This is a genomic window from Spirillospora sp. CA-128828 (genome assembly GCF_050945415.1).
Lineage (GTDB): Bacteria > Actinomycetota > Actinomycetes > Streptosporangiales > Streptosporangiaceae > Spirillospora.
Genome location: NZ_CP191986.1, coordinates 4,945,699 through 4,966,787, shown reverse-complemented (window position 1 = coordinate 4,966,787; position 21,089 = coordinate 4,945,699). Strand labels below are relative to the sequence as shown.

19 protein-coding genes are annotated in these 21,089 nt (G+C 74.8%); 16 read left to right on the top strand and 3 right to left on the bottom strand.

Annotation, left to right across the window (positions count from 1 at the left end; all coding sequences use genetic code 11):
* Nucleotides 1-72 precede the first annotated feature (72 nt).
* The 6 genes from ACQPXG_RS24405 to ACQPXG_RS24380 are packed head-to-tail and all read left to right on the top strand — an operon-like array spanning nucleotide 73 to nucleotide 6,476.
* Nucleotides 73-1,101 carry a helix-turn-helix transcriptional regulator gene (locus ACQPXG_RS24405; protein ID WP_433461431.1) on the top strand — a complete coding sequence of 343 codons (1,029 nt, stop codon included), beginning with the start codon at nucleotides 73-75 and terminating at the stop codon, nucleotides 1,099-1,101.
* Nucleotides 1,098-2,117, top strand: coding sequence for a helix-turn-helix transcriptional regulator (locus ACQPXG_RS24400; protein WP_433461430.1), 1,020 nt, complete (start codon nucleotides 1,098-1,100; stop codon nucleotides 2,115-2,117). Before ACQPXG_RS24405 ends, ACQPXG_RS24400 begins: the two co-directional genes overlap by 4 nt.
* 20 nt (nucleotides 2,118-2,137) lie before the next feature.
* Nucleotides 2,138-2,359, top strand: a complete 222-nt coding sequence (locus ACQPXG_RS24395) for a hypothetical protein (RefSeq protein ID WP_433461429.1) — start codon at nucleotides 2,138-2,140, stop codon at nucleotides 2,357-2,359.
* 26 nt (nucleotides 2,360-2,385) lie between these two features.
* Nucleotides 2,386-2,754, top strand: a complete 369-nt coding sequence (gene tatA, locus ACQPXG_RS24390) for a Sec-independent protein translocase subunit TatA (RefSeq protein ID WP_433461428.1) — start codon at nucleotides 2,386-2,388, stop codon at nucleotides 2,752-2,754.
* Nucleotides 2,755-2,809: 55 nt separating this feature from the next.
* On the top strand, nucleotides 2,810-3,670 hold the full coding sequence (tatC, locus tag ACQPXG_RS24385; protein WP_433461427.1) for a twin-arginine translocase subunit TatC: 861 nt from the start codon (nucleotides 2,810-2,812) through the stop codon (nucleotides 3,668-3,670).
* A 37-nt stretch (nucleotides 3,671-3,707) separates the two neighbouring features.
* A complete protein-coding gene (locus ACQPXG_RS24380; protein ID WP_433461426.1) occupies nucleotides 3,708-6,476 on the top strand; it encodes a DEAD/DEAH box helicase in 2,769 nt (922 codons plus the stop codon).
* A 120-nt stretch (nucleotides 6,477-6,596) separates the two neighbouring features.
* On the opposite strand, the gene ACQPXG_RS24375 is transcribed toward ACQPXG_RS24380, so the two are convergent.
* Nucleotides 6,597-7,013 (bottom strand): hypothetical protein, encoded by a 417-nt coding sequence (locus ACQPXG_RS24375; protein ID WP_433461425.1) that lies wholly within the window; start codon nucleotides 7,011-7,013, stop codon nucleotides 6,597-6,599.
* 71 nt (nucleotides 7,014-7,084) lie between these two features.
* Here ACQPXG_RS24375 and ACQPXG_RS24370 point away from each other — a divergent pair, with 71 nt between their 5' ends.
* The 3 genes from ACQPXG_RS24370 to ACQPXG_RS24360 all read left to right on the top strand — a co-directional run bounded on the left by ACQPXG_RS24370 (nucleotide 7,085) and on the right by ACQPXG_RS24360 (nucleotide 9,455).
* Nucleotides 7,085-7,444 (top strand): hypothetical protein, encoded by a 360-nt coding sequence (locus tag ACQPXG_RS24370; protein WP_433461424.1) that lies wholly within the window; start codon nucleotides 7,085-7,087, stop codon nucleotides 7,442-7,444.
* Between the two features lie 194 nt (nucleotides 7,445-7,638).
* On the top strand, nucleotides 7,639-8,625 hold the full coding sequence (locus tag ACQPXG_RS24365) for an ABC transporter ATP-binding protein (protein ID WP_433461423.1): 987 nt from the start codon (nucleotides 7,639-7,641) through the stop codon (nucleotides 8,623-8,625).
* Nucleotides 8,622-9,455 (top strand): ABC transporter permease subunit, encoded by an 834-nt coding sequence (locus ACQPXG_RS24360; protein ID WP_433461422.1) that lies wholly within the window; start codon nucleotides 8,622-8,624, stop codon nucleotides 9,453-9,455. The genes ACQPXG_RS24365 and ACQPXG_RS24360 overlap by 4 nt, the downstream gene beginning before the upstream one ends.
* A gap of 24 nt (nucleotides 9,456-9,479) precedes the next feature.
* Here the strand turns inward: ACQPXG_RS24360 and ACQPXG_RS24355 are convergent, their stop codons facing one another.
* Entirely contained in the window at nucleotides 9,480-9,944 is a 465-nt protein-coding gene (locus ACQPXG_RS24355) for a hypothetical protein (RefSeq protein WP_433461421.1), read from the bottom strand.
* Nucleotides 9,945-10,119: 175 nt separating this feature from the next.
* Here ACQPXG_RS24355 and ACQPXG_RS24350 point away from each other — a divergent pair, with 175 nt between their 5' ends.
* The 7 genes from ACQPXG_RS24350 to ACQPXG_RS24320 all read left to right on the top strand — a co-directional run bounded on the left by ACQPXG_RS24350 (nucleotide 10,120) and on the right by ACQPXG_RS24320 (nucleotide 20,265).
* Nucleotides 10,120-10,782, top strand: coding sequence for a TetR/AcrR family transcriptional regulator (locus tag ACQPXG_RS24350; protein WP_433461420.1), 663 nt, complete (start codon nucleotides 10,120-10,122; stop codon nucleotides 10,780-10,782).
* The gene (locus ACQPXG_RS24345; RefSeq protein WP_433461419.1) at nucleotides 10,763-11,560 is read left to right on the top strand and encodes an ABC transporter ATP-binding protein; all 798 of its coding nucleotides are present in this window, start codon (nucleotides 10,763-10,765) and stop codon (nucleotides 11,558-11,560) included. The genes ACQPXG_RS24350 and ACQPXG_RS24345 overlap by 20 nt, the downstream gene beginning before the upstream one ends.
* Complete coding sequence (locus ACQPXG_RS24340) at nucleotides 11,557-13,926, top strand: FtsX-like permease family protein (RefSeq protein ID WP_433461418.1); 2,370 nt, start codon at nucleotides 11,557-11,559, stop codon at nucleotides 13,924-13,926. The genes ACQPXG_RS24345 and ACQPXG_RS24340 overlap by 4 nt, the downstream gene beginning before the upstream one ends.
* Before the next feature lie 75 nt (nucleotides 13,927-14,001).
* Nucleotides 14,002-15,759: a glycoside hydrolase family 15 protein gene (locus ACQPXG_RS24335; RefSeq protein WP_433461417.1), complete on the top strand. Its 1,758-nt coding sequence runs from the start codon at nucleotides 14,002-14,004 to the stop codon at nucleotides 15,757-15,759.
* Nucleotides 15,760-15,845: 86 nt separating this feature from the next.
* Nucleotides 15,846-18,887 carry an FAD-binding and (Fe-S)-binding domain-containing protein gene (locus ACQPXG_RS24330; protein ID WP_433461416.1) on the top strand — a complete coding sequence of 1,014 codons (3,042 nt, stop codon included), beginning with the start codon at nucleotides 15,846-15,848 and terminating at the stop codon, nucleotides 18,885-18,887.
* Between the two features lie 86 nt (nucleotides 18,888-18,973).
* Nucleotides 18,974-19,453 (top strand): MarR family winged helix-turn-helix transcriptional regulator, encoded by a 480-nt coding sequence (locus tag ACQPXG_RS24325; protein ID WP_433461415.1) that lies wholly within the window; start codon nucleotides 18,974-18,976, stop codon nucleotides 19,451-19,453.
* A 98-nt stretch (nucleotides 19,454-19,551) separates the two neighbouring features.
* The gene (locus ACQPXG_RS24320; protein WP_433461414.1) at nucleotides 19,552-20,265 is read left to right on the top strand and encodes a DUF4142 domain-containing protein; all 714 of its coding nucleotides are present in this window, start codon (nucleotides 19,552-19,554) and stop codon (nucleotides 20,263-20,265) included.
* 10 nt (nucleotides 20,266-20,275) lie between these two features.
* Here ACQPXG_RS24320 and ACQPXG_RS24315 read toward each other — a convergent pair whose 3' ends face one another.
* Nucleotides 20,276-21,082 carry an NAD-dependent protein deacetylase gene (locus tag ACQPXG_RS24315; RefSeq protein WP_433470039.1) on the bottom strand — a complete coding sequence of 269 codons (807 nt, stop codon included), beginning with the start codon at nucleotides 21,080-21,082 and terminating at the stop codon, nucleotides 20,276-20,278.
* Nucleotides 21,083-21,089: the final 7 nt, after the last annotated feature.

Below are 21,089 nucleotides of genomic sequence, written 5' to 3'. Positions count from 1 at the left end.
CGACGGCGCGCGGGGACGATCGGCGCGCCGGGCGGGGACCGGGGCTCACGGAGGGAACGAGGTGGTGGCGAAGTGTCGCGGCGCAAGACCGAGCGGCTGCTGAACCTGGTGGTCTGCCTGCTCGCCACCCGGCGCTATCTGACGGCCGAGCAGATCCGCCGGGCGGTGCCCGGCTACCCGGACTCCGACGAGGCGTTCAAGCGGATGTTCGAGCGGGACAAGGAGGAGCTGCGCGAGCTCGGCGTCCCGCTGGAGGTGGGAAGCGACCAGCAGGGCGGCGGCGGTGAGGAGATCGGGTACCGGATCCCGCCGCAGGCCTACGAGCTGCCCGACATCCATCTGACGCCGGACGAGGCGGCGGTGCTCGGCCTGGCGGCGCGGGTGTGGCAGCGCGCCAGCATGGCGGAGGCGGCGTCGGGTGCGCTGCTGAAGCTGCGGGCGGCCGGGGTGGAGACTGACGTGCCGGCCGCGGTGGGGATCGAGCCGCGGGTGAACACCCACGAGCCGGCGTTCGCGGCGCTGTGGGAGGCGGTGCGGGACGGCCGGCCGGTCGCGTTCGACTACCAGGGGATCGGGCGGACGTCGGTGGCGCGGCGGCATCTGGAGCCGTGGGGCGTGGTGAGCCGGCGGGGCCGCTGGTATGTGGTCGGGTTCGACCGCGACCGCGACGAGCAGCGGGTGTTCCGGCTGAGCCGCATCGCCGGTGAGGTCGCGGCGGACGGCCCGGCCGGGTCGGTGACCGTCCCGGACGGGGTGGACGTGCGGCGCATCGCGTTCGACTGGGGCGACCCGGTGAGCGAGCCGCGGCCGGCGACGGTGCGGCTGCGGCGGGGCGCGGCGCAGGGCCCGCGGCGGTGGGCCCGGGACGTCCGCCCGGTCGAGGCGGGCGCGTGGGACGGGGAGTGGGACGAGGCGGTCCTGACGTTCCGGGACGCGGACCGGTTCGCGCCGTATCTGGCGCGGTTCGCGGACGACGTGGTGGTGCTCGACCCGCCGGACCTGCGGGAGGCGGTGATCCAGCATCTGAAGTCGGTGCTGGCGGCTGCCGGGCCGCACCCGGAGGCCGGGCACGGCGAGCGCGGGGAGATGAACCGGCGATGACGACGGCCAGGACGACGCCGAAGTCGGCGGCGAAGACGGCGGCGACGACGTCCACGGACCGGCTCGGGCGGCTGCTGGCGCTCGTCCCGTACGTGGTGAACCGCGACTCGGTGGCGCTGGAGGAGGCGGCCGCGGCGTTCGGGGTGACCCAGAAGCAGCTGATCGACGACCTGAACCTGCTGTGGTGCGTGGAGTTGCGCGCGCCGGACCCGTACTGCCCGATCGACCTGTCCTACGAGGGCGGGGAGATCACGGTGGCGGAGGCGGAGTCGATCGCGCGGCCGCTGCGGCTGAAGGTGGACGAGGCGTCCGCGCTGCTGGTGGCACTGCGGATGCTGGCCGGGATCCCGGGGCTGGACGACCGGGACGCGCTCAGCCGCGTGATCGCCAAGCTGGAGAGCGCGGCGGGCGCGGCCGCGGCGGTGTCCAGCCAGGTCGCGGTGGAGGTCGACGCCCGCGGCGGGACCGCCGACCCGGCCCGCAACGCGGTCGCGCTGCTGCGGGACGCGATCGCGGCGGGCCGCCGCGTCCACCTCACCTACTACGTGCCGGCGCGGGACGAGAACACCGAACGCGACGTCGACCCGATGCGGCTGCTGGTCGTCGAGGGCAACACCTACCTGGAGGGGTGGTGCCGGCGGGCGGAGGCGGTGCGGCTGTTCAAGCTGGACCGGATCGCGGACCTGGCCGTGCTGGAGGTGGCCGCGCAGGTGCCGGACGAGGCGGAGCCGATCGACGTGGACGCGGGCCTGTTCCGCCCTTCCCCGCAGGACGAGGCGGTGACGCTGGAGCTGTCCCCGCGGGGCCGGTGGGTCGCCGACTACTACCCGTGCGAGAGCGTGGAGGAGCTCGGGGAGGGGCGGCTGCGGGTCGTGCTGCGCACCCCGGACGCCCGCTGGGTGCGGGGGCTGGCGCTGCGGCTCGGCGACCAGGGCCGCGTCGTGGCGCCGGAGCCGGTCGCGGCGGGGGTGCGGGAGGACGCGGCGCGGGCGCTGGCCCGCTACGGCATGAGCTGAGATCGGATACCGTGACGGGTGTGGCGTGGGTGTCGGTGGCGGTGTCGCTCGGATTCGCCGGCCTGGCCGTGCTCGCCTGGTGCGCCTTCAAGGTGTGGCTGGGGGTGCGGCGGTTCGGCCGTGAACTGGAACGCACCAGGCGGCGGCTGGAACCGGAACAGTCGGCGCTGCGCGATGAACTGTCCCGCCTCGATGAGGCTCGCGCGTCACAACCGCCGGGTGAGGGCGTACGATCGTCCTGACAGGGCCCCTGCTGAAGAGGATTGACATGGCTGGACTTGGCACGACCGAGATTCTGATCATTCTGGCGGTCGTCCTGCTGCTGTTCGGATCGGCGAAGCTGCCGCAGCTGGCGCGGTCGCTGGGCAAGTCGGCGCGGATCCTGAAGGCCGAGACCAAGGGCCTGCACGACGAAGACGACGGCAAGTCCGGGAAGTCCGGCGACGCCGGGGACGCGGCGCAGGCCGCGGCGGGCGACGACGCGCGGGAGAAGGCGGCGCGGCTGCGCGAGGAGGCGGCCCGGCTGGAGCGTGAGGCGGCCGGCGACGGCGGTCAGCGTCCCCGCGGCGCGCTGGGCTCGGGCGAGCCGATCCAGGGTGTGCCGGTGTCGGACCCCGGCCGGATCCACAAGGGCTGATCCCGGCCCCCCACCGCCCCCTTCTGCCGCCGAACACCGAGCCTGAATGCCCACGATGAAGCTGAGCAGGCGCGACGCCGCCCCCGACGGCCGCATGCCCCTCATGGAGCACCTCCGTGAGCTGCGGAACCGGTTGATCAAGGCGATCCTGGGCCTGGTCGCCGGCGCGCTCGTCGGCTGGATCTTCTTCCCGCCGATCTGGGACTTCCTCAAGCAGCCCTACACGCGGATCCCGCCGGAGCACTGCCTCAACAACAAGTGCGACCTGGTCGTGCACGGGATCTTCGACGGGTTCTTCATCCACCTGAAGGTCGCGCTGATCGTCGGGGCGATCCTGTCGTCGCCGATCTGGCTGTACCAGATCTGGGCGTTCGTCGCGCCCGGCCTGTACCGGCGGGAGCGCCGCTGGACGTACACGTTCCTGGCCGCGGCGGTGCCGCTGTTCGTGGCGGGCGGCGCGCTGGCGTACCTGACGATGGACAAGGGCCTGAAGATCTTCATCGGGCTCGCGCCGGGCGACACGACCGTGCTGGTCGGCGTCCAGGACTATCTCGGCTACGCGCAGGCGATGCTGTTCATCTTCGGGTTGACGTTCGAGCTGCCGCTGTTCGTCGTGATGCTGAACCTCGTCGGGATCCTCACCCACGACCGGCTCCGCCGGTCCCGGCGGATGCTGATCTTCGGGGTGTTCGTGTTCGCCGCGGTCGCCACCCCCAGCCAGGACCCGTTCACGATGCTGGCGCTGGCGCTGCCGACGATCGTGCTGTTCGAGGTCGCCGAGCTGATCGCGTTCGTCCACGACCGCCGGCTGTCCCGCGGACCCGACCCGTACGAGGGGCTGTCCGACGACGAGGCGTCCCCGCTCGAGCTCGAGCGCATCGACGCGGAGCTGGAGAAGGGCGACCGCGCCGTCTGATTGGGTATCGGGCCGGTCGAAACCGTAGGCTCGAAGCATGACCTCCCCCGACACGGCGTCGGCCGAACAGACCCCGGCCCAGCGGTACGCCGCCTACCGCAGGCGCACCGCGGGGCAAGGCCCGGCCCTGCTGGACTTCCGCACCCTGTACGACTTCGAGCTGGACGCGTTCCAGCTCGAGGCGTGCCAGGCGCTGGAGGACGGCAGCGGTGTGCTGGTCGCCGCCCCCACCGGATCCGGGAAGACGGTGGTGGGGGAGTTCGCCGTCCACCTCGCCCTCACCGGCGGCGGCAAGTGCTTCTACACCACGCCGATCAAGGCGCTGTCGAACCAGAAGTACGCCGACCTCGTCCGCCGGTACGGGCCGGAGAAGGTGGGGCTGCTCACCGGCGACAACAGCGTCAACGGGGAGGCCCCGATCGTCGTCATGACGACCGAGGTCCTGCGGAACATGCTGTACGCCGGGTCGCAGACCCTCGCCGGGCTGGCGTTCGTCGTGATGGACGAGGTGCACTACCTCGCCGACCGGTTCCGCGGCGCCGTCTGGGAAGAGGTGATCATCCACGTTCCGGACTCGGTGCGGATCGTGGCGCTGTCGGCCACGGTCAGCAACGCCGAGGAGTTCGGCGAGTGGCTGCAGGAGGTGCGCGGCGACACCGCCGTGATCGTGGACGAGCACCGTCCCGTGCCGCTGTTCCAGCACATGCTGGTCGGCACCCGCCTGTACGACCTGTTCGTCGACACCGGCAAGGGCAGGGACCGGCAGGCGCGGCTGAACCCGCAGCTCACCCGGATGGCGGTGGAGGAGGTCCGGCGCGCCAAGGTCAACCAGGGCCGCCGCACCGGCCGCCGCCGCGCGCCGCGCCCGCAAAGGTTCCGGCCGCCCGCCCGGCCCGACGTGATCGAGCGGCTGGACCGCGCCGGGCTGCTCCCGGCGATCACGTTCATCTTCAGCCGCGCCGGCTGCGACGCCGCCGTCCTGCAGTGCCTGCACGCCGGGATCCGGCTGACCTCCAAGGAGGAGGCCGAGGAGATCCGCGCGCACACCGATCTGCGCACCGCCGACATCGCCCCGGAGGACCTGCGGATCCTCGGCTACGGCGATTTCCGGGACGCCCTGGAGCGCGGTGTCGCCGCCCACCACGCCGGGATGCTGCCGACGTTCAAGGAGATCGTCGAGGAGCTGTTCACCCGGGGGCTGATCAAGGCGGTGTTCGCCACCGAGACGCTCGCGCTCGGCATCAACATGCCCGCCCGCACCGTCGTGATCGAGAAGCTCGACAAGTGGAACGGCGAGGCCCACGTCGACCTCACCCCCGGCGAGTACACGCAGCTGACCGGGAGGGCCGGGCGGCGCGGCATCGACGTCGAGGGGCACGCGGTCGTGGTGTGGGGCCCGAACGTGGAGCCGGCGTCGGTCGCCGGGCTCGCCGGCACCCGCACCTACCCGCTGAACTCCAGCTTCCGGCCGTCCTACAACATGGCCGTCAACCTCGTCGGCGCCGTCGGCGTCGAACGCGCCCGCACCCTGCTGGAGGAGTCGTTCGCGCAGTTCCAGGCCGACCGGGCCGTCGTCGGCCTGGCCCGGCAGGTCCGCAAGAACGAGGAGGCCCTCGACGGGTACGCCGAGGCGGCGCAGTGCCACCTCGGCGACTTCATGGAGTACGCCGCGATGCGGCGGCGGCTGTCGGACCGGGAGTCGGAGCTGTCCCGGGAACGGGCCGGCGCCCGCCGCGCCGAGGCCGCACGGTCGCTGGAGCACCTGCGGCCCGGTGATGTGATCCTCGTCCCGTCCGGGCGGCGCTCCGGTCTCGCCGTCGTGCTGGACCCGGGCGTCGGGCGCCGCTCCGACGGGCCGGCGCCGCTCGTGCTGACGGTCAACCGGTCGGTGCAGCGGCTGTCGATCCAGGACTTCCCGCGCGCCGTCGAGCCCGTCGACCGGATCCGCATCCCGAAGTCGTTCAGCCCCCGCAACCCGCAGGACCGCCGCGACCTGGCGTCCACGCTGCGCAACAAGGTCCCCGACGACGTCCGCGAACGCAAGCGGTCGCGCGGCGACTCCGCCGCCCCCGACGACGCCGAGATCACCCGGCTGCGCGCCGACCTGCGCCGCCACCCGGTGCACGGCTGCGACAAGCGCGAGGACCACGCCCGCTGGGCCGAGCGGTACCACCGCCTCGACCGCGAGACCGAGCAGTTGCGCCGCCGCGTCGAGGGCCGCTCCCAGGTGATCGCCCGCACGTTCGACCGTGTGTGCGCCGTCCTGCAGCAGCTCGGCTACCTCGACGGCGACTCCGTCACCGACGAGGGCCGCCGCCTCGGCCGCATCTACAACGAGCTGGACCTGCTCACCGCCGAAAGCCTCCGCGAGGGCCTGTGGGAGAAGCTCGACCACGCCGAGCTGGCCGCGTGCGTGTCGGCGCTGGTGTACGAGTCGCGGCAGCCCGACGACGCCGCCCCGCCCCGCACCCCCACGGGGCGGGCCCAGGACGCCCTGGCCGCCATGGTGCGGCTGTGGGGCGAGCTCGACGCCGTCGAACGCGACAACCGGGTGTCGTTCCTGCGGGAACCCGACCTCGGGTTCGCGTGGACCGCCTACCGGTGGGCCAAGGGCGACGACCTCGACGAGGTGCTGCTGGAGAGCGACCTGACCGCCGGCGACTTCGTCCGCGCCGTCAAGCAGCTCCTGGACCTGCTCGGCCAGGTCACCGACGCCGCACCCCCCAACAGCCATCTCCGCAAGACGGCCCGGCGGGCCATGGACGCCATGCGCCGCGGAGTGGTCGCGTACTCGTCCGTCGCCTAGGCGGCCCGGCGCCGCCCGCGGCGCGCGGACCGGCGTGCGCAGCGGGCGGACAGGGTGCGGACAGGGTGCGGTTCACCCGGTACGTCGCCAGGCGGACCAGGACGGGCCGCGGCGGGCGCCTCAGGAACCCGGGGGTGACGCGGCAGGCCGCGGTGGCGGCACCGAGGAGCAGGGCGGCGGTGCGGCGGCGGGCCGGGGTCCTCCGGGCGGCGGCTGGGGCGGCCCGAACTCCTCGCGCAGCCGCTCCGGCAGGAGGGCGGTCGTGACGAGGCGGAAGACGGCCAGGGCCGGGAACAGGTCGCGGAGCCTGCGGGGCCGCAGCACGGCGTCGGCGACCCCGCGGGCCGTGCCGGTGACCTTCATCGCGGCGAGGGTCTCGGCCATGGGGCGGCCGGGGACGTCGGCGACGATGCGGGCCTGCCGGTAGTAGTCCTCGGCCAGGGCCGGGTCGCCGCCCCGGCCCGCTGGATGAGCTGCGAAGACCCAAAGCCGACCAATGATGCGAAACCGTCGCGAGGTACCAGGATCCGATGGCACAATCGGGGCGCCCGGCGACCGCGAGGTCGAGAGAGTCGGGCTCCCATTGGAACCCGAGAAAGGTCCCGACCGTGGCCATCCGCGACAAGATGAGCGCCAACGCGGCCCACGTCCTGCAGCCGGGCGAGAACATCCAGGCGGTGTTCGGCGCCCAGACCACCAGCCAGTACTTCGCCCTGCTCTCATACTGGATCATCATCTTCGCCAACGCCTACCGCGTGGTCGTCGTCACCGACCGGCGCATCCTCGTGTGCCGGTCCGGGCGGATGCGCATGACTCCCGTCAACGAGGTCCTGCGCGAGCTTCCGCGCGGCACCCGGATCGGGCCGCCGAGCGGCCTGTGGTGGCGCTGCGAGACGCTCGGCGAGCGCCTGTACGTCCACAAGCGGTTCCACAAGGACGTCAACGCCGCCGACGGCGTCGCCGCCTGACATTCCCGACGAGACGCCCTCCCGGCGGGAGGGCGTCTCGCCGTTCCCGGGGTCGGCGTCGGTGCCGCACCGCGCCGCCGGCCCCCTACCGAGGTCGGAGACGGATCGGCTTCCAGGAGGATCCGGCGGCCCCGCCGGCCGCGCTACTGTGATCCCGATCACCGACATCTGCGAGACGCGAGCCGGGACGAGGCATGATCGAGGCGAAGAACCTCACCAAGCGCTACGGCGACAAGACCGCCGTTGACGACCTGTCGTTCACGGTCGTCCCCGGGCGGGTCACCGGGTTCCTCGGCCCGAACGGGGCCGGGAAGTCGACCACCATGCGGCTGCTGCTCGGGCTCGACCGGCCCGACCGCGGCGACGCCCGCATCCACGGCCGGCACTACCGCGACCTGAACGCGCCCATGCGCGTCGTCGGCGCCCTGCTGGAGGCGCGGGCAGTGCACACCGGCCGCAGCGCCTACAACCACCTGCTGTGCCTGGCCCAGACGCAGGGGATCGGCAAGAAGCGCGTCGACGAGGTCGTCGAGCTCGTCGGCCTCACCGGCGTCGCCCGCAAGCGCGCCGGCGGCTTCTCCCTCGGCATGGGGCAGCGGCTCGGCATCGCCGCCGCGCTGCTCGGCGACCCGTCCGTGCTGATCCTGGACGAACCCGTCAACGGCCTCGACCCCGAGGGCATCGTCTGGATCCGCACCCTCATGCAGCGGCTCGCCGCCGAGGGACGCACCGTGTTCGTCTCCAGCCACCTCATGAACGAGATGGCCGTCACCGCCGAGCACCTCATCGTCATCGGCCGCGGCCGGCTGATCGCCGACTGCTCCACCGAGGAGTTCATCGAGCGCAGCACCGAGAAGACGGTGATCGTGCGCAGCCCGGACGCCGACAGGCTCGCCGGCGTCGTCGCCGCCGAGGGCGGCAAGGCCGCCCCGGGCGGAGACGGGCTGCTCACCGTGACCCACATGGAGGCGCCGCGCGTCGGGGAACTGGCCGCTGCTGAGGGCATCGTCCTGCACGAGCTCACTCCGAGCCGCGGCTCCCTGGAGTCGGCGTTCATGGAGCTGACCCGCGACAGCGTCGAGTACGGCGCCGCCGGCGCGCCCGGTGCCGGACCCGTCCCAGGGCCCGCCCCGGGCGCGGTCCCCGGCGTCGTCCCGGCCGAGGAGGGAGAGTCCCGATGACCACCGCCACCGCCACGCCCGCCGCGGAGCCCGCGGGCCACGACCGGGCCGGCTTCGGGCGGCTCATGGTCGCCGAATGGACGAAGATCCGCACGGTCCGGTCCACGCTGTGGTCGCTGATCCTGCTCGTCGTCCTCGACCTCGGGTTCACCGCCCTGTTCATCGGCCTCACCGTCGGGCAGTGGGACAACGCCGACGCCGGCGACCGCGCCCAGATCATCGCCGACCCGGTCAGCACCATCCTCGGCAGCGGGTTCTTCCTCAGCCAGCTGACCGTCTGCGTCCTCGGCGTGCTGGTGATCGCCTCCGAGTACTCCACCGGCATGATCCGCGCGAGCCTGCTCGCCGTGCCGCGGCGGCTGCCGATGCTGTGGGCCAAGGCCCTGGTGTTCGCGCTGGTCGTCCTCGTCCTCGGCGTCGCGGTGTCGTTCGCGTCGTTCTTCATCGGCGCGGCGATCCTGGCGGACAAGGTGCAGGTCTCCCTCGGCGACGAGGGCGTGCTGCGCGCCGTCATCGGCGGCGGCCTCTACCTGGCGATGCTCGGGCTGTTCGCGCTCGCCATCGGCGCGATCGTGCGGCATCCCGCCGGCGGCATCACCGGCGTCATCGGGTTCGTCCTCGTGCTGGCGCCGCTCGCCGCGCTGCTGCCCGGCAGCATCGGCGACCACGTCCACGCCTACCTGCCCTCCGAGGCGGGCACGCTGATCGCCAAGGCCCACCAGGGCCCCGACGACCTGCTGACGCCCTGGCAGGGGTACGGGGTCTTCGCCCTCTGGACGGCCGCGCTCCTCGCCCTCGCCGCCGTCCTCCTCAAACGCCGCGACGCCTGACCGCCCGGGGCGCCCCCCTCCCGGTCAGGGGCGGGAGCGCTCCGGCGCCAGCCGCCCGGCCACCACGATCCCGTACAGGACGTGGTCGAGCGCGACGACGGCCCGCCACGCGACGCCGCGCTCGTGGACGTGCCGGACGCCGAGGAGCGGGGCGATCCCCGCCTCGAAGCCCAGCCACACCGCCAGGCCGTAGGCGGGGCCCGCGGCCGGGTGCCGGCGGAACCCGGCGGGCAGCATCCCGAACACCGCGCCGCCGCCCGCGCCGTAGGCCCAGTGCGCCAGCTCGGTCGCCGCCTCCCGGTACGGCTCCGGCAGTCGGCGCACCACCGGCACGTGCCGCTCGACGATCGCCTCCGGCGGGCTCTTCTCGTGCGGGCCGACCGTGGCCGTCACGGTCCGCACCCCCGTCATCGCCATCGCCGCGACCAGCCCCCGCGCGCCCGCCCGCGCGACCGCGGGGCCGCGCGCCCGCGGCCTCCTGCCCCCCATGTGCGCCTCCTCGACGGACCCCCTCGGGCACCCGCCCCGCACGCGCCCGCCCATGCCCGCGGCGCCCCGCCCGGCATCGACTCTTGCATCATGCAATGATTCGCCGTACCCTCCGCTTAAGCGACCGCTTAAAGCGGGCGACCAAGAGACGGGGGGCGTGATGGAGGGCGACCAGGTGCCCACGCGGATACGGCTGCTGGAGGCGGCCGTCGCGGTGATGGCCGAGAGCGGCTGGGCCGCGGTGACCTCGCGGGTGGTGGCGGACAGGGCGCAGGCCAACAACGCGCTCGTGCACTACTACTTCGGGTCGGTGGACGCCCTGCGCCGGGCCGCGGTGATGCACGCCGTGGAGAAGGAGCTGGAGGGCCCGGTCGAGGCGATCCTGCGGTCCGAGGACGCCCTGGACGGCGTCGCCGGCGCGGTCCGCGACCTCGTCGGCCGCGGACCCGGCACGCCCGGCCAGCGCGTCCTGGTGGAGGCGATGCTGCACGGCCTGCGCGACGAGGAGTTGCGCGAGGAGACCCGGCGGCAGATCCGGATGTTCCGCGACCTGCTGGCCGCCCGGCTCGCGGAGAACCAGGCCGCGGGCCTGCTGCGCGCCGACGCCGACGCCGCCGGGCTGGCGGTCGTGTTCAGCGCGCTCCTGGACGGGCTGCTCATGCACGTGCTGATCGACCCCGACACCGCCGCCGGCGGATCCACGGCCGGGCTGATCGCCCTGCTGCGGCCGTCCGGCGCCCCGTCCGGCGCCCCGTCCGGCGCCCCGTCCGGCGCCCCGTCCGGCGCCCCGTCCGGCAACGACGACGAAGGAGACGACGATGACGCGTCACGGCCATGAACCGGCGGCCGTCCGGGACGACACCGCTCGGGATGAAACCGGCCGGGACGACACCGGCCCGGAGGGCGGGGCGCCGGCGGCGGTGCTGCTGCGCGGCGCCGGCAAGACCTACGGCAGCGGCCACGCCGAGGTCCGCGCGCTGCGCGACGTGGACCTGGAGGTGCGGCAGGGCGAGTTCGCCGTGCTGCTCGGCCCGTCCGGCTCCGGCAAGACGACCCTGCTCAACCTCATCGGCGGGATCGAGCCCGCCACCGCGGGCGAGGTGATCGCGGGCGGCCGCGACATCTCCGGCCTCGACGAGGACGCCCGCACCGCCTACCGGCGCGACACCGTCGGCTTCGTCTTCCAGTTCTTCAACCTCGTCCCGTCGCTGACGGCGCTGGAGAACGTCCGGCTGGTCGCGGAGCTGACCGGCCGCCGCGACCGGGAGCGGCCGGAGGCGGCGCTCGCCGCCGTCGGGCTCGCCGAGCGTGGCGGGCACTTCCCGGCGCAGCTGTCGGGCGGCGAGCAGCAGCGCGTCGCCATCGCCCGCGCGATCGCCAAGGACCCCGCGCTGCTGCTGTGCGACGAGCCGACCGGCGCGCTGGACCTGGAGACCGGGCGCAGCGTCCTGCGCGTCCTGCAGGACCTCAACCGGGAGGGCCGGACGGTCCTGGTCGTCACCCACAACGCCGCGATCGCCTCCATCGCCCACCGCGTGGTGCGGATGCGCTCCGGCCGCGTCGTCGAGGTGACCACCACCGCCGCGCCCGTCACCGCCGACGAGGTGACCTGGTGAGCACGCTCAACGTCAAACTGCGCCGCGACCTGCGCCGCCGCCCCGGGCAGCTGGTGTCGGTGGTGGTGCTGGTGATGCTCGGCGTCGCCCTGTTCGGCGCGTCCTACGACGCCTACAAGAACCTGGACGCCGGCTACCAGGCGCTCTTCCAGAAGTACCGGTTCGCGGACCTGACCCTCTCGGGCGGCGACGCCGCGGCCGTCGCCGAGCAGGCCGAGGCCCGCCCCGGCGTGGAGGCGGCCGGCGTCCGGACCGTCGCGGACGTGCCGATGCGCATGCCGGACGGCGCCACCCTCGTCGGACGCGTCGTCGGGCTCCCCGCCGGAACCCGGCCCGCCGTCGACCGGGTCAAGGTCCTCAGCGGCCGGTACCTCGACACGGCCGATCCCACGGGCGTCCTCGCCGAGAAGCACATCGCCGGCCACGCCCACCTGAAGCCCGGCGCCGCGGTGTCGGTGTGGGACGGCCGCGCCTGGCGGAGCCTCGGCGTGCGCGGCACCGTGTCCTCACCCGAGTACCTGTGGCCCGCCTCCAGCCGCCAGGACGTGCTTCCAGCGCCCGGATCGTTCGGCGTCCTGTTCGTCCCCGAACCGCTGGCCCGGCAGATCGCCGGCACGGAGAAGCCCAACCAGGTCGACGTCTACTACACCGCGGCGGGACGCGACCACGCCGGCCGGCTCGACGCCGCCCTGACCGCGGCCGCGCGCGGGCACGGCGCCGGCGCGGCCGTCACCCGCGCCGAGCAGCCCAGCAACGCCACCCTCGCCGAGGACATCAAGGGATTCTCCGAGCTGGCCGTGATGTTCCCGCTGCTGTTCCTCGCCGCCGCCGGCGTCGCCGTCTACGTCGTGCTGACCCGCCGGGTCGCGCGCGACCGCGTCGTCATCGGGACGCTGCGCGCCAGCGGGTTCCGCCGCCGGACCGTCGTGACGCACTACCTGATGACCGGTGTCGCGGTCGGCCTCGCCGGGTCCGTCCTCGGCGTCGCCGCCGGGCTGCTGCTCGCCGGATCGATCACCCGCCTGTACGCCGACGCCATCGGCCTGCCCGAGACGCTGGTGTCGGTCCGCGCGTCCACGGTCGCGGCGGGGCTGGTGTTCGGGGTGGTCGCTGGCGCGCTCGCCGCCCTCGCCCCCGCCGTGTCGGCCGCCCGCGTCCCGCCCGCCGAGGCGATGCGCGGCGCCGTCCCGTCCAGCGGGGGCGGCGGGCCGCTCGCCCGGCTGCAGCGGTCCGTGCCCGCCGCGGGACGGCTGCCCGCGGGCGCGTGGCTGGTGCTGCGCGGCCCCACCCGCCAGTTCCGCCGCACCCTCTACACGATGGCCGGCGTCGTCCTCGCGCTCGTCCTGATCCTCGTCTCCTGGGGGATGCTGGACTCCTCGCAGGCCACCGTCTCCCGGCAGTTCGACGACATCCAGCGGCAGGACGCCGAGATCACCCTCGGACGCCCCCTCGACGGCGCCACCCTCAAGGCGCTGTCGGCGACGGAAGGGGTGCGGGCCGCCGAGCCGTCCGCGCAGGTCCTCGTCACCATCACCGCGGGCGACAAGGGCTACTCCACCACCGTCGTCGGGCTGCCCGCCGGCACCCGCATGCACCGGTTCCTCACCCCCGGCGGCGGCGAGCGCCCGCTGCCCGCGCACGGCGCGCTGATCGGAGCGGCGCTGCGCGACAGGCTCGGCGTCGGCACCGGCGACCCCGTCGGCCTGCGCCTCGGCGACGGCCGGACGGTCACCACGACCGTCGCCGGGTTCGTCGACGAGCCTCTCGGCACCTTCGCCTACGCCGACCTCGGCCAGGTCGCCGCGTGGGCGCCGGACACCAAACCCGGCAGCGTCCTCGTCCAGTTCGACCCCGGCGCCGACCGCGCCGCCGTCGAGCACGCCCTGTCGGTCGTGCCCGGCGTCGTCGCCTACACCGACTCCCAGGCGCTGAGGAAGACCATGGGCGACTACATGGACCTGTTCTACGTGTTCGTCGCGGTCATGCTCGTGTTCGGCGGGCTGCTGGCCTTCACCGTCCTGTTCGCCACCCTGTCGGTCAACCTCGCCGAACGCGGCACCGAACTGGCGACCCTGCGCGCCGCCGGGGTCGGGCGGCGCCGGCTGGCCCGGCTCGTCACCGCCGAGAACCTCCTCGTCGTGGCCGCCGGAGCCGTCCCCGGGCTGATCGCCGGGCGGCTCGCCACCGGCGCGTTCCTCGGCGCCTTCAACAGCGACCTGATGGCGTTCCACACCGAGATCCGGCCCGCCACCTTCGCCTGGTCCGCGCTCGCCGTCATCGCCGTCGCCGCCCTGGCGCAGCGTCCCGGCCTGCGCGGCCTCGCCCGCATGGACCTCGCCGCCCTCGTCCGGGAGCGGACGGGCTGACCATCCGGGCGGCGCCCCCGGCCACGCGCGGGCGCCGCCCGGATCACCGGCGGGTTCCCGGGTAGTGGGAGGGGCATGCTGGACGACCCTGGAGAACGGGACTCCCTGCCGAAGGCCCTCCGCGACTACGCCCTCATCGCCGACGGGGAACGCGGCGCCCTCGTCGGCCCGCACGGCGAGTACGCCTGGATGTGCTTCCCGGCCTGGGACTCGCCCCCCGCCCTCGCGGGACTCCTCGGCGGCCCCGGCGGCTACGTCGTCCAGCCCCTGGCCGGACGCTGGGTCTGGGGCGGCTACTACGAGGACCACGGCCTCATCTGGCACAGCCGGTGGGTGACCGGCGACGGCGCCATCCTGGAATGCCGCGAGGCCCTCGCCCGCCCCGCCGCCCGGGACCGCGCCGTCATCCTGCGCAGCTGCCGCGCCGTCCGCGGCGGATCCCGCGTCCGCGCCCTGCTGGACGTCCGCGCCGGCGCCCCGATGCGCGACCTGCGCCACCACGACCCGGACTGGACGGCCCGCAGCGGCGCCGCGGTGCTCCGCTGGCACGGCGCCGACGAGGCCGCCGTCCGCGAGGGCCCGGACGGCGCGCCGATGCTCGCCCTCACCTTCGACCTGGACGAGGGCGACTCCCGCGACCTGGTCCTGGAGATCGCCGAAGGCGGCGTGCGCGGCCCCCTGGACGTCCGCGGGCTGTGGAAGGCCACCGAGGACGACTGGCGCGCGGCCGTGCCGGACTGCGCCGACACCATCGCCCCGCGCGACGCCCGCCTCGCCTACTCCGTCCTCACCGGCCTCACCGGTCGCGGCGGCGGGATGGTCGCCGCCGCGACCACCGCGCTGCCCGAACGCTCCAACGAGGGACGCAACTTCGACTACCGCTACGCCTGGATCCGCGACCAGTGCTTCGCGGGACGCGCCGTCGCGCTGCACGGCGGGCCGCCCCGCCTGCTGCGCACCGCCGCCGAGTTCGTGTCCGCCCGCATCCTCGCCGACGGCGACCGGCTGAGGCCCGCCTACACCGTCACCGGCGGGCCCGTACCGGACGAGACCACCTGCGGCCTGCCCGGCTACCCCGGCGCCGACGCCGTCGCCGGGAACAAGGCCGGCGAGCAGTTCCAGCTCGACGCGCTGGGGGAGGGCCTGCTGCTCCTCGCCGCGGCCGCCGAGCACGACCGTCCCGGCCCCGACATCGCGCGGGCCGCCGGCGCCGCGGCCGACGCGGTCGCGCGCCGCTGGACCCTGCCCGAGGCGGGGATCTGGGAGACCCACGACGACCTGTGGACGCACTCGCGCCTGACCTGCGTCGCCGGCCTGCGCCAGGCCGCCCGGACCCTCGCCGGCCCGGCCGACGCCCGCCGGTGGACCTCGCTCGCCGACGCGATCCTCGCCGAGACGGCCCGGACGTCGCTCACCCCCACCGGCCGGTGGAAACGCGCGCCCGGCGACGACCGCGTCGACGCCGCCCTGCTCATCCCGCCGCTGCGCGGCGCGCTGCCCCGCGACGACCCCCGCACCGTCGCGACCCTGAACGCCGTCCGCGACGACCTCGTCGAAGAGGGCTTCGTCTACCGCTACCGGGTGGGGGACCAGCCGCTCGGCGTCGCCGAGGGCGCCTTCACCCTCTGCGGCTTCTTCCTCGCCCTCGCCGAGGACCGCCAGGGCGAGACCGCCCGCGCCCTCGGCACCTTCGAGCGGACCCGGTCCGGCTGCGCGACCAGCGGCCTGTTCTCCGAGGAGTACGACGTCAGGCAGCGGCAGCTGCGCGGCAACATGCCCCAGGCGTTCGTCCACGCCCTCCTGCTGGAGACCGCCGCCCGCCTCGCCGCCTGACCCGCCTGAGGCGCCTGACCCGCCTGAGGTGCCCGGCGGCGCGCGGCGGGACGATTGAAGGCCGGCGTCCGGGTATGCGTGCCGGCATGGCTGTTTCGGCGAGGAGAACCAGGCAGGACGAACGGCCCGCGGGGGCCGCGGCGTACCGGGAGGACACGTTCCGGCGCGCGCTGGACGAGCGGGTCGACGGCGAGATCCGCTTCGACGCGGGGTCGCGCGCCGCCTACTCCCACGACGCGTCCAACTACCAGCAGCCGCCCATCGGCGTGGTCGTGCCGAAGACGGTCGAGGCCGGCGCCGAGGCGGTCCGGGTCTGCGCCGAGCACGGCGTCCCCGTCCTGTCGCGCGGCGGCGGCACGAGCCTCGCCGGGCAGTGCGTCAACAACGCCGTCGTCATCGACTGGTCGAAGTACTGCCGCGCGCTCGTCTCGGTGGACCCCGGCGCGCGCCGCGCCGTCGTCGAGCCCGGCGCGTGCCTCGACGACCTGAACGGCGAGCTGTCCGAGCACGGCCTCATGGCGGGGCCGAAACCGTCCACCCACGACACCTGCACGATCGGCGGGATGATCGGCAACAACTCGTGCGGCGCGTCCGCGCAGGCGTACGGGAAGATGGTCGACTCCGTCGCGCGGCTGGAGGTCCTCACCTACGACGGGCTCCGGATGTGGGTGGGGGAGACCTCCGACGCGGAGTACGACCGGATCCAGGCCGGAGGCGGCCGCCGCGCCGAGATCTACCGGGCGCTGCGCGAGCTGCGCGACGACGGCATGGAGCTGATCCGCACCCGCTACCCCGACGTCCCGCGCCGCGTGTCCGGCTACAACCTGGACTCGCTGCTGCCGGAGAAGAACTTCGACGTGGCGCGCGCCCTCGTCGGGTCGGAGGGCACGCTGGTCGCCGTGCTGCGCGCCGAGATCCGCCTGGTGCCGGTCCCCGCGCACGAATCCCTCGTCGTCCTCGGCTACGACGACATCGCCGCCGCCGGTGACGCCGTCGCCCGCGTCCTGCCGTCCCGGCCGCTCGCGCTTGAGGGCATGGACGACACGCTGCTCGACCTCGCCAAGGAGGACCACCTCGCCGGGCCGGACGTGCTCGCGGACATGCCGCGCGGCGCCGGCTGGCTCATGGCCCGGTTCGGCGGCGGCACCCAGGACGAGGCGGACGAGAGCGCCCGCGACCTCATCGAGGAGATGAGGGGCGGGCCGAACCCGCCCCGCTGCAGCTTCCTGCACGACCCCGCCGAGGAGGAGCGGCTCTGGAAGGTCCGCGAGGCCGGTCTCGGCGCCACCGCCTACCCGCCCGGGCACCCCGACACCCACGAGGGCTGGGAGGACGCCGCCGTCCCGCCCGGCCGGCTCGGCGACTACCTGCGCGACTTCCGCGCCCTCGTCCAGGAGTTCCACTTCGACCCCGTCGCCCTGTACGGGCACTTCGGGCAGGGCTGCGTGCACACCCGCATCCCGTTCGACCTGGAGGACGAGCAGGGCGCCGGGCGGTACCGGGAGTTCGCCGAGCGCGCCGCACGCCTCGTCGCCTCCTACGGCGGGTCGCTGTCGGGCGAGCACGGCGACGGCCAGTCCCGCGGCGAGCTGCTGCCGGTCATGTTCGGGGACGAGGTCGTCCGGCTGTTCGAGCGGTTCAAGGCGATCTTCGACCCGGGGAACCGGATGAACCCCGGCAAGATCGTCCACCCGCACCGGCTGGACGACGACCTCGACCACCTCGCCTACGACCCGGCCGAGCCGGACACGCACTTCTCCTTCCCCGCCGACCACCACCGGTTCACCCACGCGGCGGCCCGCTGCGTCGGCATCGGCAAGTGCCGGGCGTCGTCGGGCGGCGTGATGTGCCCGAGCTACCGGGTGACGGGGGAGGAGGAGCACTCCACCCGCGGCCGGGCCCGCATCCTGATGGAGATGATGCGCGGCATGCCCGGCGCCGCCCGGCCCGGGCGCGGCACGCCGGACCCGTCGGTGCCGGGACCGGGCGGCGCCGCCGTCATCGCCGACGGGTGGCGCTCCGAGCATGTCCGCGACGCGCTCGACCTGTGCCTGGCGTGCAAGGGCTGCCGCAGTGACTGCCCCGTCAACGTCGACATGGCCACCTACAAGGCCGAGTTCCTCGCCCACCACTACAAGGGCCGGATCAGGCCGCCCGCGCACTACACGATGGGCTGGCTGCCGCTGTGGGCCCGGATCGCCGCGCTCGCGCCGGGCGCCGCCAACGCCGCACTGCACGTCCCCGTCCTGGACGGCGTCGCCAAGCGGCTCGGCGGGATCGACCCGCGCCGCGACATGCCCCGCTTCGCCGGCGAGCGGTTCACCGACTGGTTCAAGCACCGCCCCGCCCGCGGCGGCGGCCGCCGGGTGGTGCTGTGGCCCGACACGTTCATCGACAACTTCCACCCGCACATCGGCAAGGCCGCCGTGCGCGTCCTGGAGGCGTCCGGGTACCGCGTCGAGGTTCCGCCGGTCCCGCTGTGCTGCGGCCTCACCTGGATCTCCACCGGGCAGCTCGGCGTCGCCGCCCGCGTCCTGCGCCGCACCGTCCGGGCCCTGGCGCCGCGGCTGCGCGACAGCGTCCCCGTGGTTGGGCTGGAGCCCAGCTGCACCGCCGTGTTCCGCGCCGACGCGCCCGAGCTGATGGAGGGCGACGCCCTGGAGGACGACGTCAAGCGGCTCCGCGACCAGACCAGGACCCTCGCCGAACTGCTCGACGAGCACCAGGAGGAGACCGGCGGCGCCTCGCCCGTCGCGGCCCACGGCGCCGTCGCCGGGCTCGACACCCCGCGGGTCCGCGCGATCGCCCAGCCGCACTGCCACCAGCACGCGATCATGGGGTTCGGCGCCGACGAGCGCGTCCTGTCCCGGGCCGGGGTCGAGGTGGAGACCCTCGACGTCGGCTGCTGCGGCCTCGCCGGCAACTTCGGCTTCGAGGCCGGCCACTACGAGGTGTCCACCGCCATCGCCGAGCAGGGCGTCTGGCCCGCCGTCACCGGCGCCGAGCCCGGGACGGCCGTCCTCGCCGACGGGTTCTCCTGCCGGACGCAGATCGAGGCGGGCACCGGCGCCCGCCCCCGCCACCTCGCCGAGCTCCTCGCCGGCCTGCTGCCGCAGGACGGCCGGTGACCCTCGCGCCACCGGCCGTCCCCGGCCGCTGGAGCGTTCCGCCGGCCCGTTGGCGCGCCCCGGGCCCGGCATTGTAGAAAGTCGTCATGAGCGAGCAGGGGGACACCGGCGTCGACGAGGTCACCTCGGCGCTGCTGACCGCGTCCCGGCTGCTGGTCGCGATCTCGGTGCGCTCCCTGTCCGCCGTGCAGGGAGCCGTCACGCTGCCGCAGTTCCGGCTCCTCGTCGTCCTGTCCTCGCAGGGGCCGGCCAAGCTTGTGACGCTCGCCGGGCTGCTGGAGGTCAACCCGTCCACCGCGATGCGGATGGTGGACCGGCTCGCCTCCGCCGGGCTGGTGGACCGGAAGGCCAGCCCGGACAGCGGCCGCGAGATCCGCATCCAGCTCACCGGCGCCGGACGCGGCATCGTCGACGACGTGACCGCCCGCCGCCGCGCCGACATCGCCGAGGTCGTGTCCCGGATGCCGGCCGGCCAGCGGCACGCCCTCGTCGCCGCCCTGCGCGCCTTCACCGACGCCGGCGGCGAGCCCCCGGTGACCAGCCTGGCGCAGCTCGGCTGGACCTGAGCCCCGGCCCGATCCGGTCGGCCGCCCGCCGAACCCCGCCGGGCCGACGCGCGTACTGCTGCACTGAGCCCCCCTCCTCGACCGAAAGGCGGCGGCGGATGCGAGATCCCCGACCTGTCGTCGCGGCGGCATGCGGCCTGACCGCGGTGCTGCTGCTCGGCGCCTGCACCGCGGTGGGCCGCCAGGCCGCCGACGGCGCCGTGGTGCCGCCGAAGGTGAACGCCGACAACGCGGCCCAGGCCACCGTCGACACGCAGTGGGGGCCGCTCGGCCCCGCCGACCGCAACCTCGTCGTGAAGGTCCGCCAGGCCGGGCTGTGGGAGATCCCCGTCGGCCGGCAGGCCGAGCGGCGCGCCGCCCGCGCCGCGACCCGCCGCAACCTCGGCGAGATCGCCCGCCAGCACGAACGGCTGGACGCGCTGGACCGCAACGTCGCCGCGAAGCTGAACGTCCCGCTGCCGGACCAGCCGACCGCCGACCAGCAGAGCTGGATGTCGGAGATCACCGGCAAGTCCGGCAACGACTACGACCGGACGGCCGTCCTCCGGCTGCGCATGGCGCACGGCCAGATCTACCCGGCGATCGCTGCGGTCCGCGGCAGCACCCGCAACACCCTCGTGCGGCAGTTCGCCGAGGAGTGCGAGAAGTTCGTCCGCACCCACATGAGGCTGCTGGAGGGCACCGGCTTCGTCACCGGCGACACCCTCCCGGACCCGCCGGCGATCACCGACGCGCCCCCGCCCGGGAACCCCGGCCAGCCGCACACCCCGGCCCCGGCCGCGACCTCCCTGCTCGGCGGCGGCGGGCACTGAACCGTCGGCGTCAGGCCGCCAGCTCGCCCAGCAGGGCCCCCAGGGTCGCGCCGAGCGGGGCGTCCAGCGTGACCAGGGCGTGCCCGTCGCCCCTGGTCGCGCCCAGGTTGACGATCGCCACCGGAACGCCGTGCCCGGCGGCGTGCCGGACGAACCGGTACCCCGACAGCACCGTCAGCGACGACCCGAGCACCAGCAGCGCGCCCGCCCGCTCGGTCAGCGCGTAGCAGTCCCGGACGCGGCCCGGCGGCACGTTCTCCCCGAAGAAGATCACATCGGGTTTGAGCGGGCCGCCGCACCGCTCGCAGCCCACGACCCGGAACGCCTCCACGGCCTCGTCCCCGAGGACCGCGTCACCGTCCGGGTTGATCGCGCCGGCGTCCGCCTCCCACCCCGGGTTGGCGTCGCGCAGCCGCTCCGCCAGCCGCCCGCGCGGGGTCCGCTCGCCGCAGGACAGGCACACCACCCGATCCAGCGCGCCGTGCAGCTCGATCACGCCGTCCGCGCCGGCCGCCTGCTGCAGCCCGTCGACGTTCTGGGTGATGATCCCGGCGAGCAGCCCGCGCCGCTGCAGCTCCGCGACCGCCCGGTGCCCGGCGTTCGGGCGGGCCCGGGCGATGTGCCGCCAGCCGAGATGGCTGCGCGCCCAGTAGCGGCGGCGCGCCGCCTCGCTCCCGGTGAACGCCTGGTACGTCATCGGCTCCGCGCGGCGCCTGCGCCCGGTCTCCCCGCGGTAGTCCGGGATGCCCGACTCGGTCGACAGGCCCGCCCCGCTCAGCACCACCACATCGCCGTCCGAGACGAGGTCGGCCAGCATCCGCAGC

Excerpts from the sequence above, each read along its gene's own strand:
- ACQPXG_RS24320 (WP_433461414.1), top strand. The coding sequence starts at position 19,552 with ATGCGAGATCCCCGACCTGTCGTCGCGGCGGCATGCGGCCTGACCGCG.
- ACQPXG_RS24380 (WP_433461426.1), top strand. The coding sequence starts at position 3,708 with ATGACCTCCCCCGACACGGCGTCGGCCGAACAGACCCCGGCCCAGCGG.
- tatA (WP_433461428.1), top strand. The coding sequence starts at position 2,386 with ATGGCTGGACTTGGCACGACCGAGATTCTGATCATTCTGGCGGTCGTC.
- ACQPXG_RS24365 (WP_433461423.1), top strand. The coding sequence starts at position 7,639 with ATGATCGAGGCGAAGAACCTCACCAAGCGCTACGGCGACAAGACCGCC.
- ACQPXG_RS24345 (WP_433461419.1), top strand. The coding sequence starts at position 10,763 with ATGACGCGTCACGGCCATGAACCGGCGGCCGTCCGGGACGACACCGCT.
- ACQPXG_RS24330 (WP_433461416.1), top strand. The coding sequence starts at position 15,846 with ATGGCTGTTTCGGCGAGGAGAACCAGGCAGGACGAACGGCCCGCGGGG.
- ACQPXG_RS24315 (WP_433470039.1), bottom strand. The coding sequence starts at position 21,082 with ATGCTGGCCGACCTCGTCTCGGACGGCGATGTGGTGGTGCTGAGCGGG.
- ACQPXG_RS24360 (WP_433461422.1), top strand. The coding sequence starts at position 8,622 with ATGACCACCGCCACCGCCACGCCCGCCGCGGAGCCCGCGGGCCACGAC.
- ACQPXG_RS24355 (WP_433461421.1), bottom strand. The coding sequence starts at position 9,944 with ATGGGGGGCAGGAGGCCGCGGGCGCGCGGCCCCGCGGTCGCGCGGGCG.
- ACQPXG_RS24335 (WP_433461417.1), top strand. The coding sequence starts at position 14,002 with ATGCTGGACGACCCTGGAGAACGGGACTCCCTGCCGAAGGCCCTCCGC.
- tatC (WP_433461427.1), top strand. The coding sequence starts at position 2,810 with ATGAAGCTGAGCAGGCGCGACGCCGCCCCCGACGGCCGCATGCCCCTC.
- ACQPXG_RS24400 (WP_433461430.1), top strand. The coding sequence starts at position 1,098 with ATGACGACGGCCAGGACGACGCCGAAGTCGGCGGCGAAGACGGCGGCG.
- ACQPXG_RS24325 (WP_433461415.1), top strand. The coding sequence starts at position 18,974 with ATGAGCGAGCAGGGGGACACCGGCGTCGACGAGGTCACCTCGGCGCTG.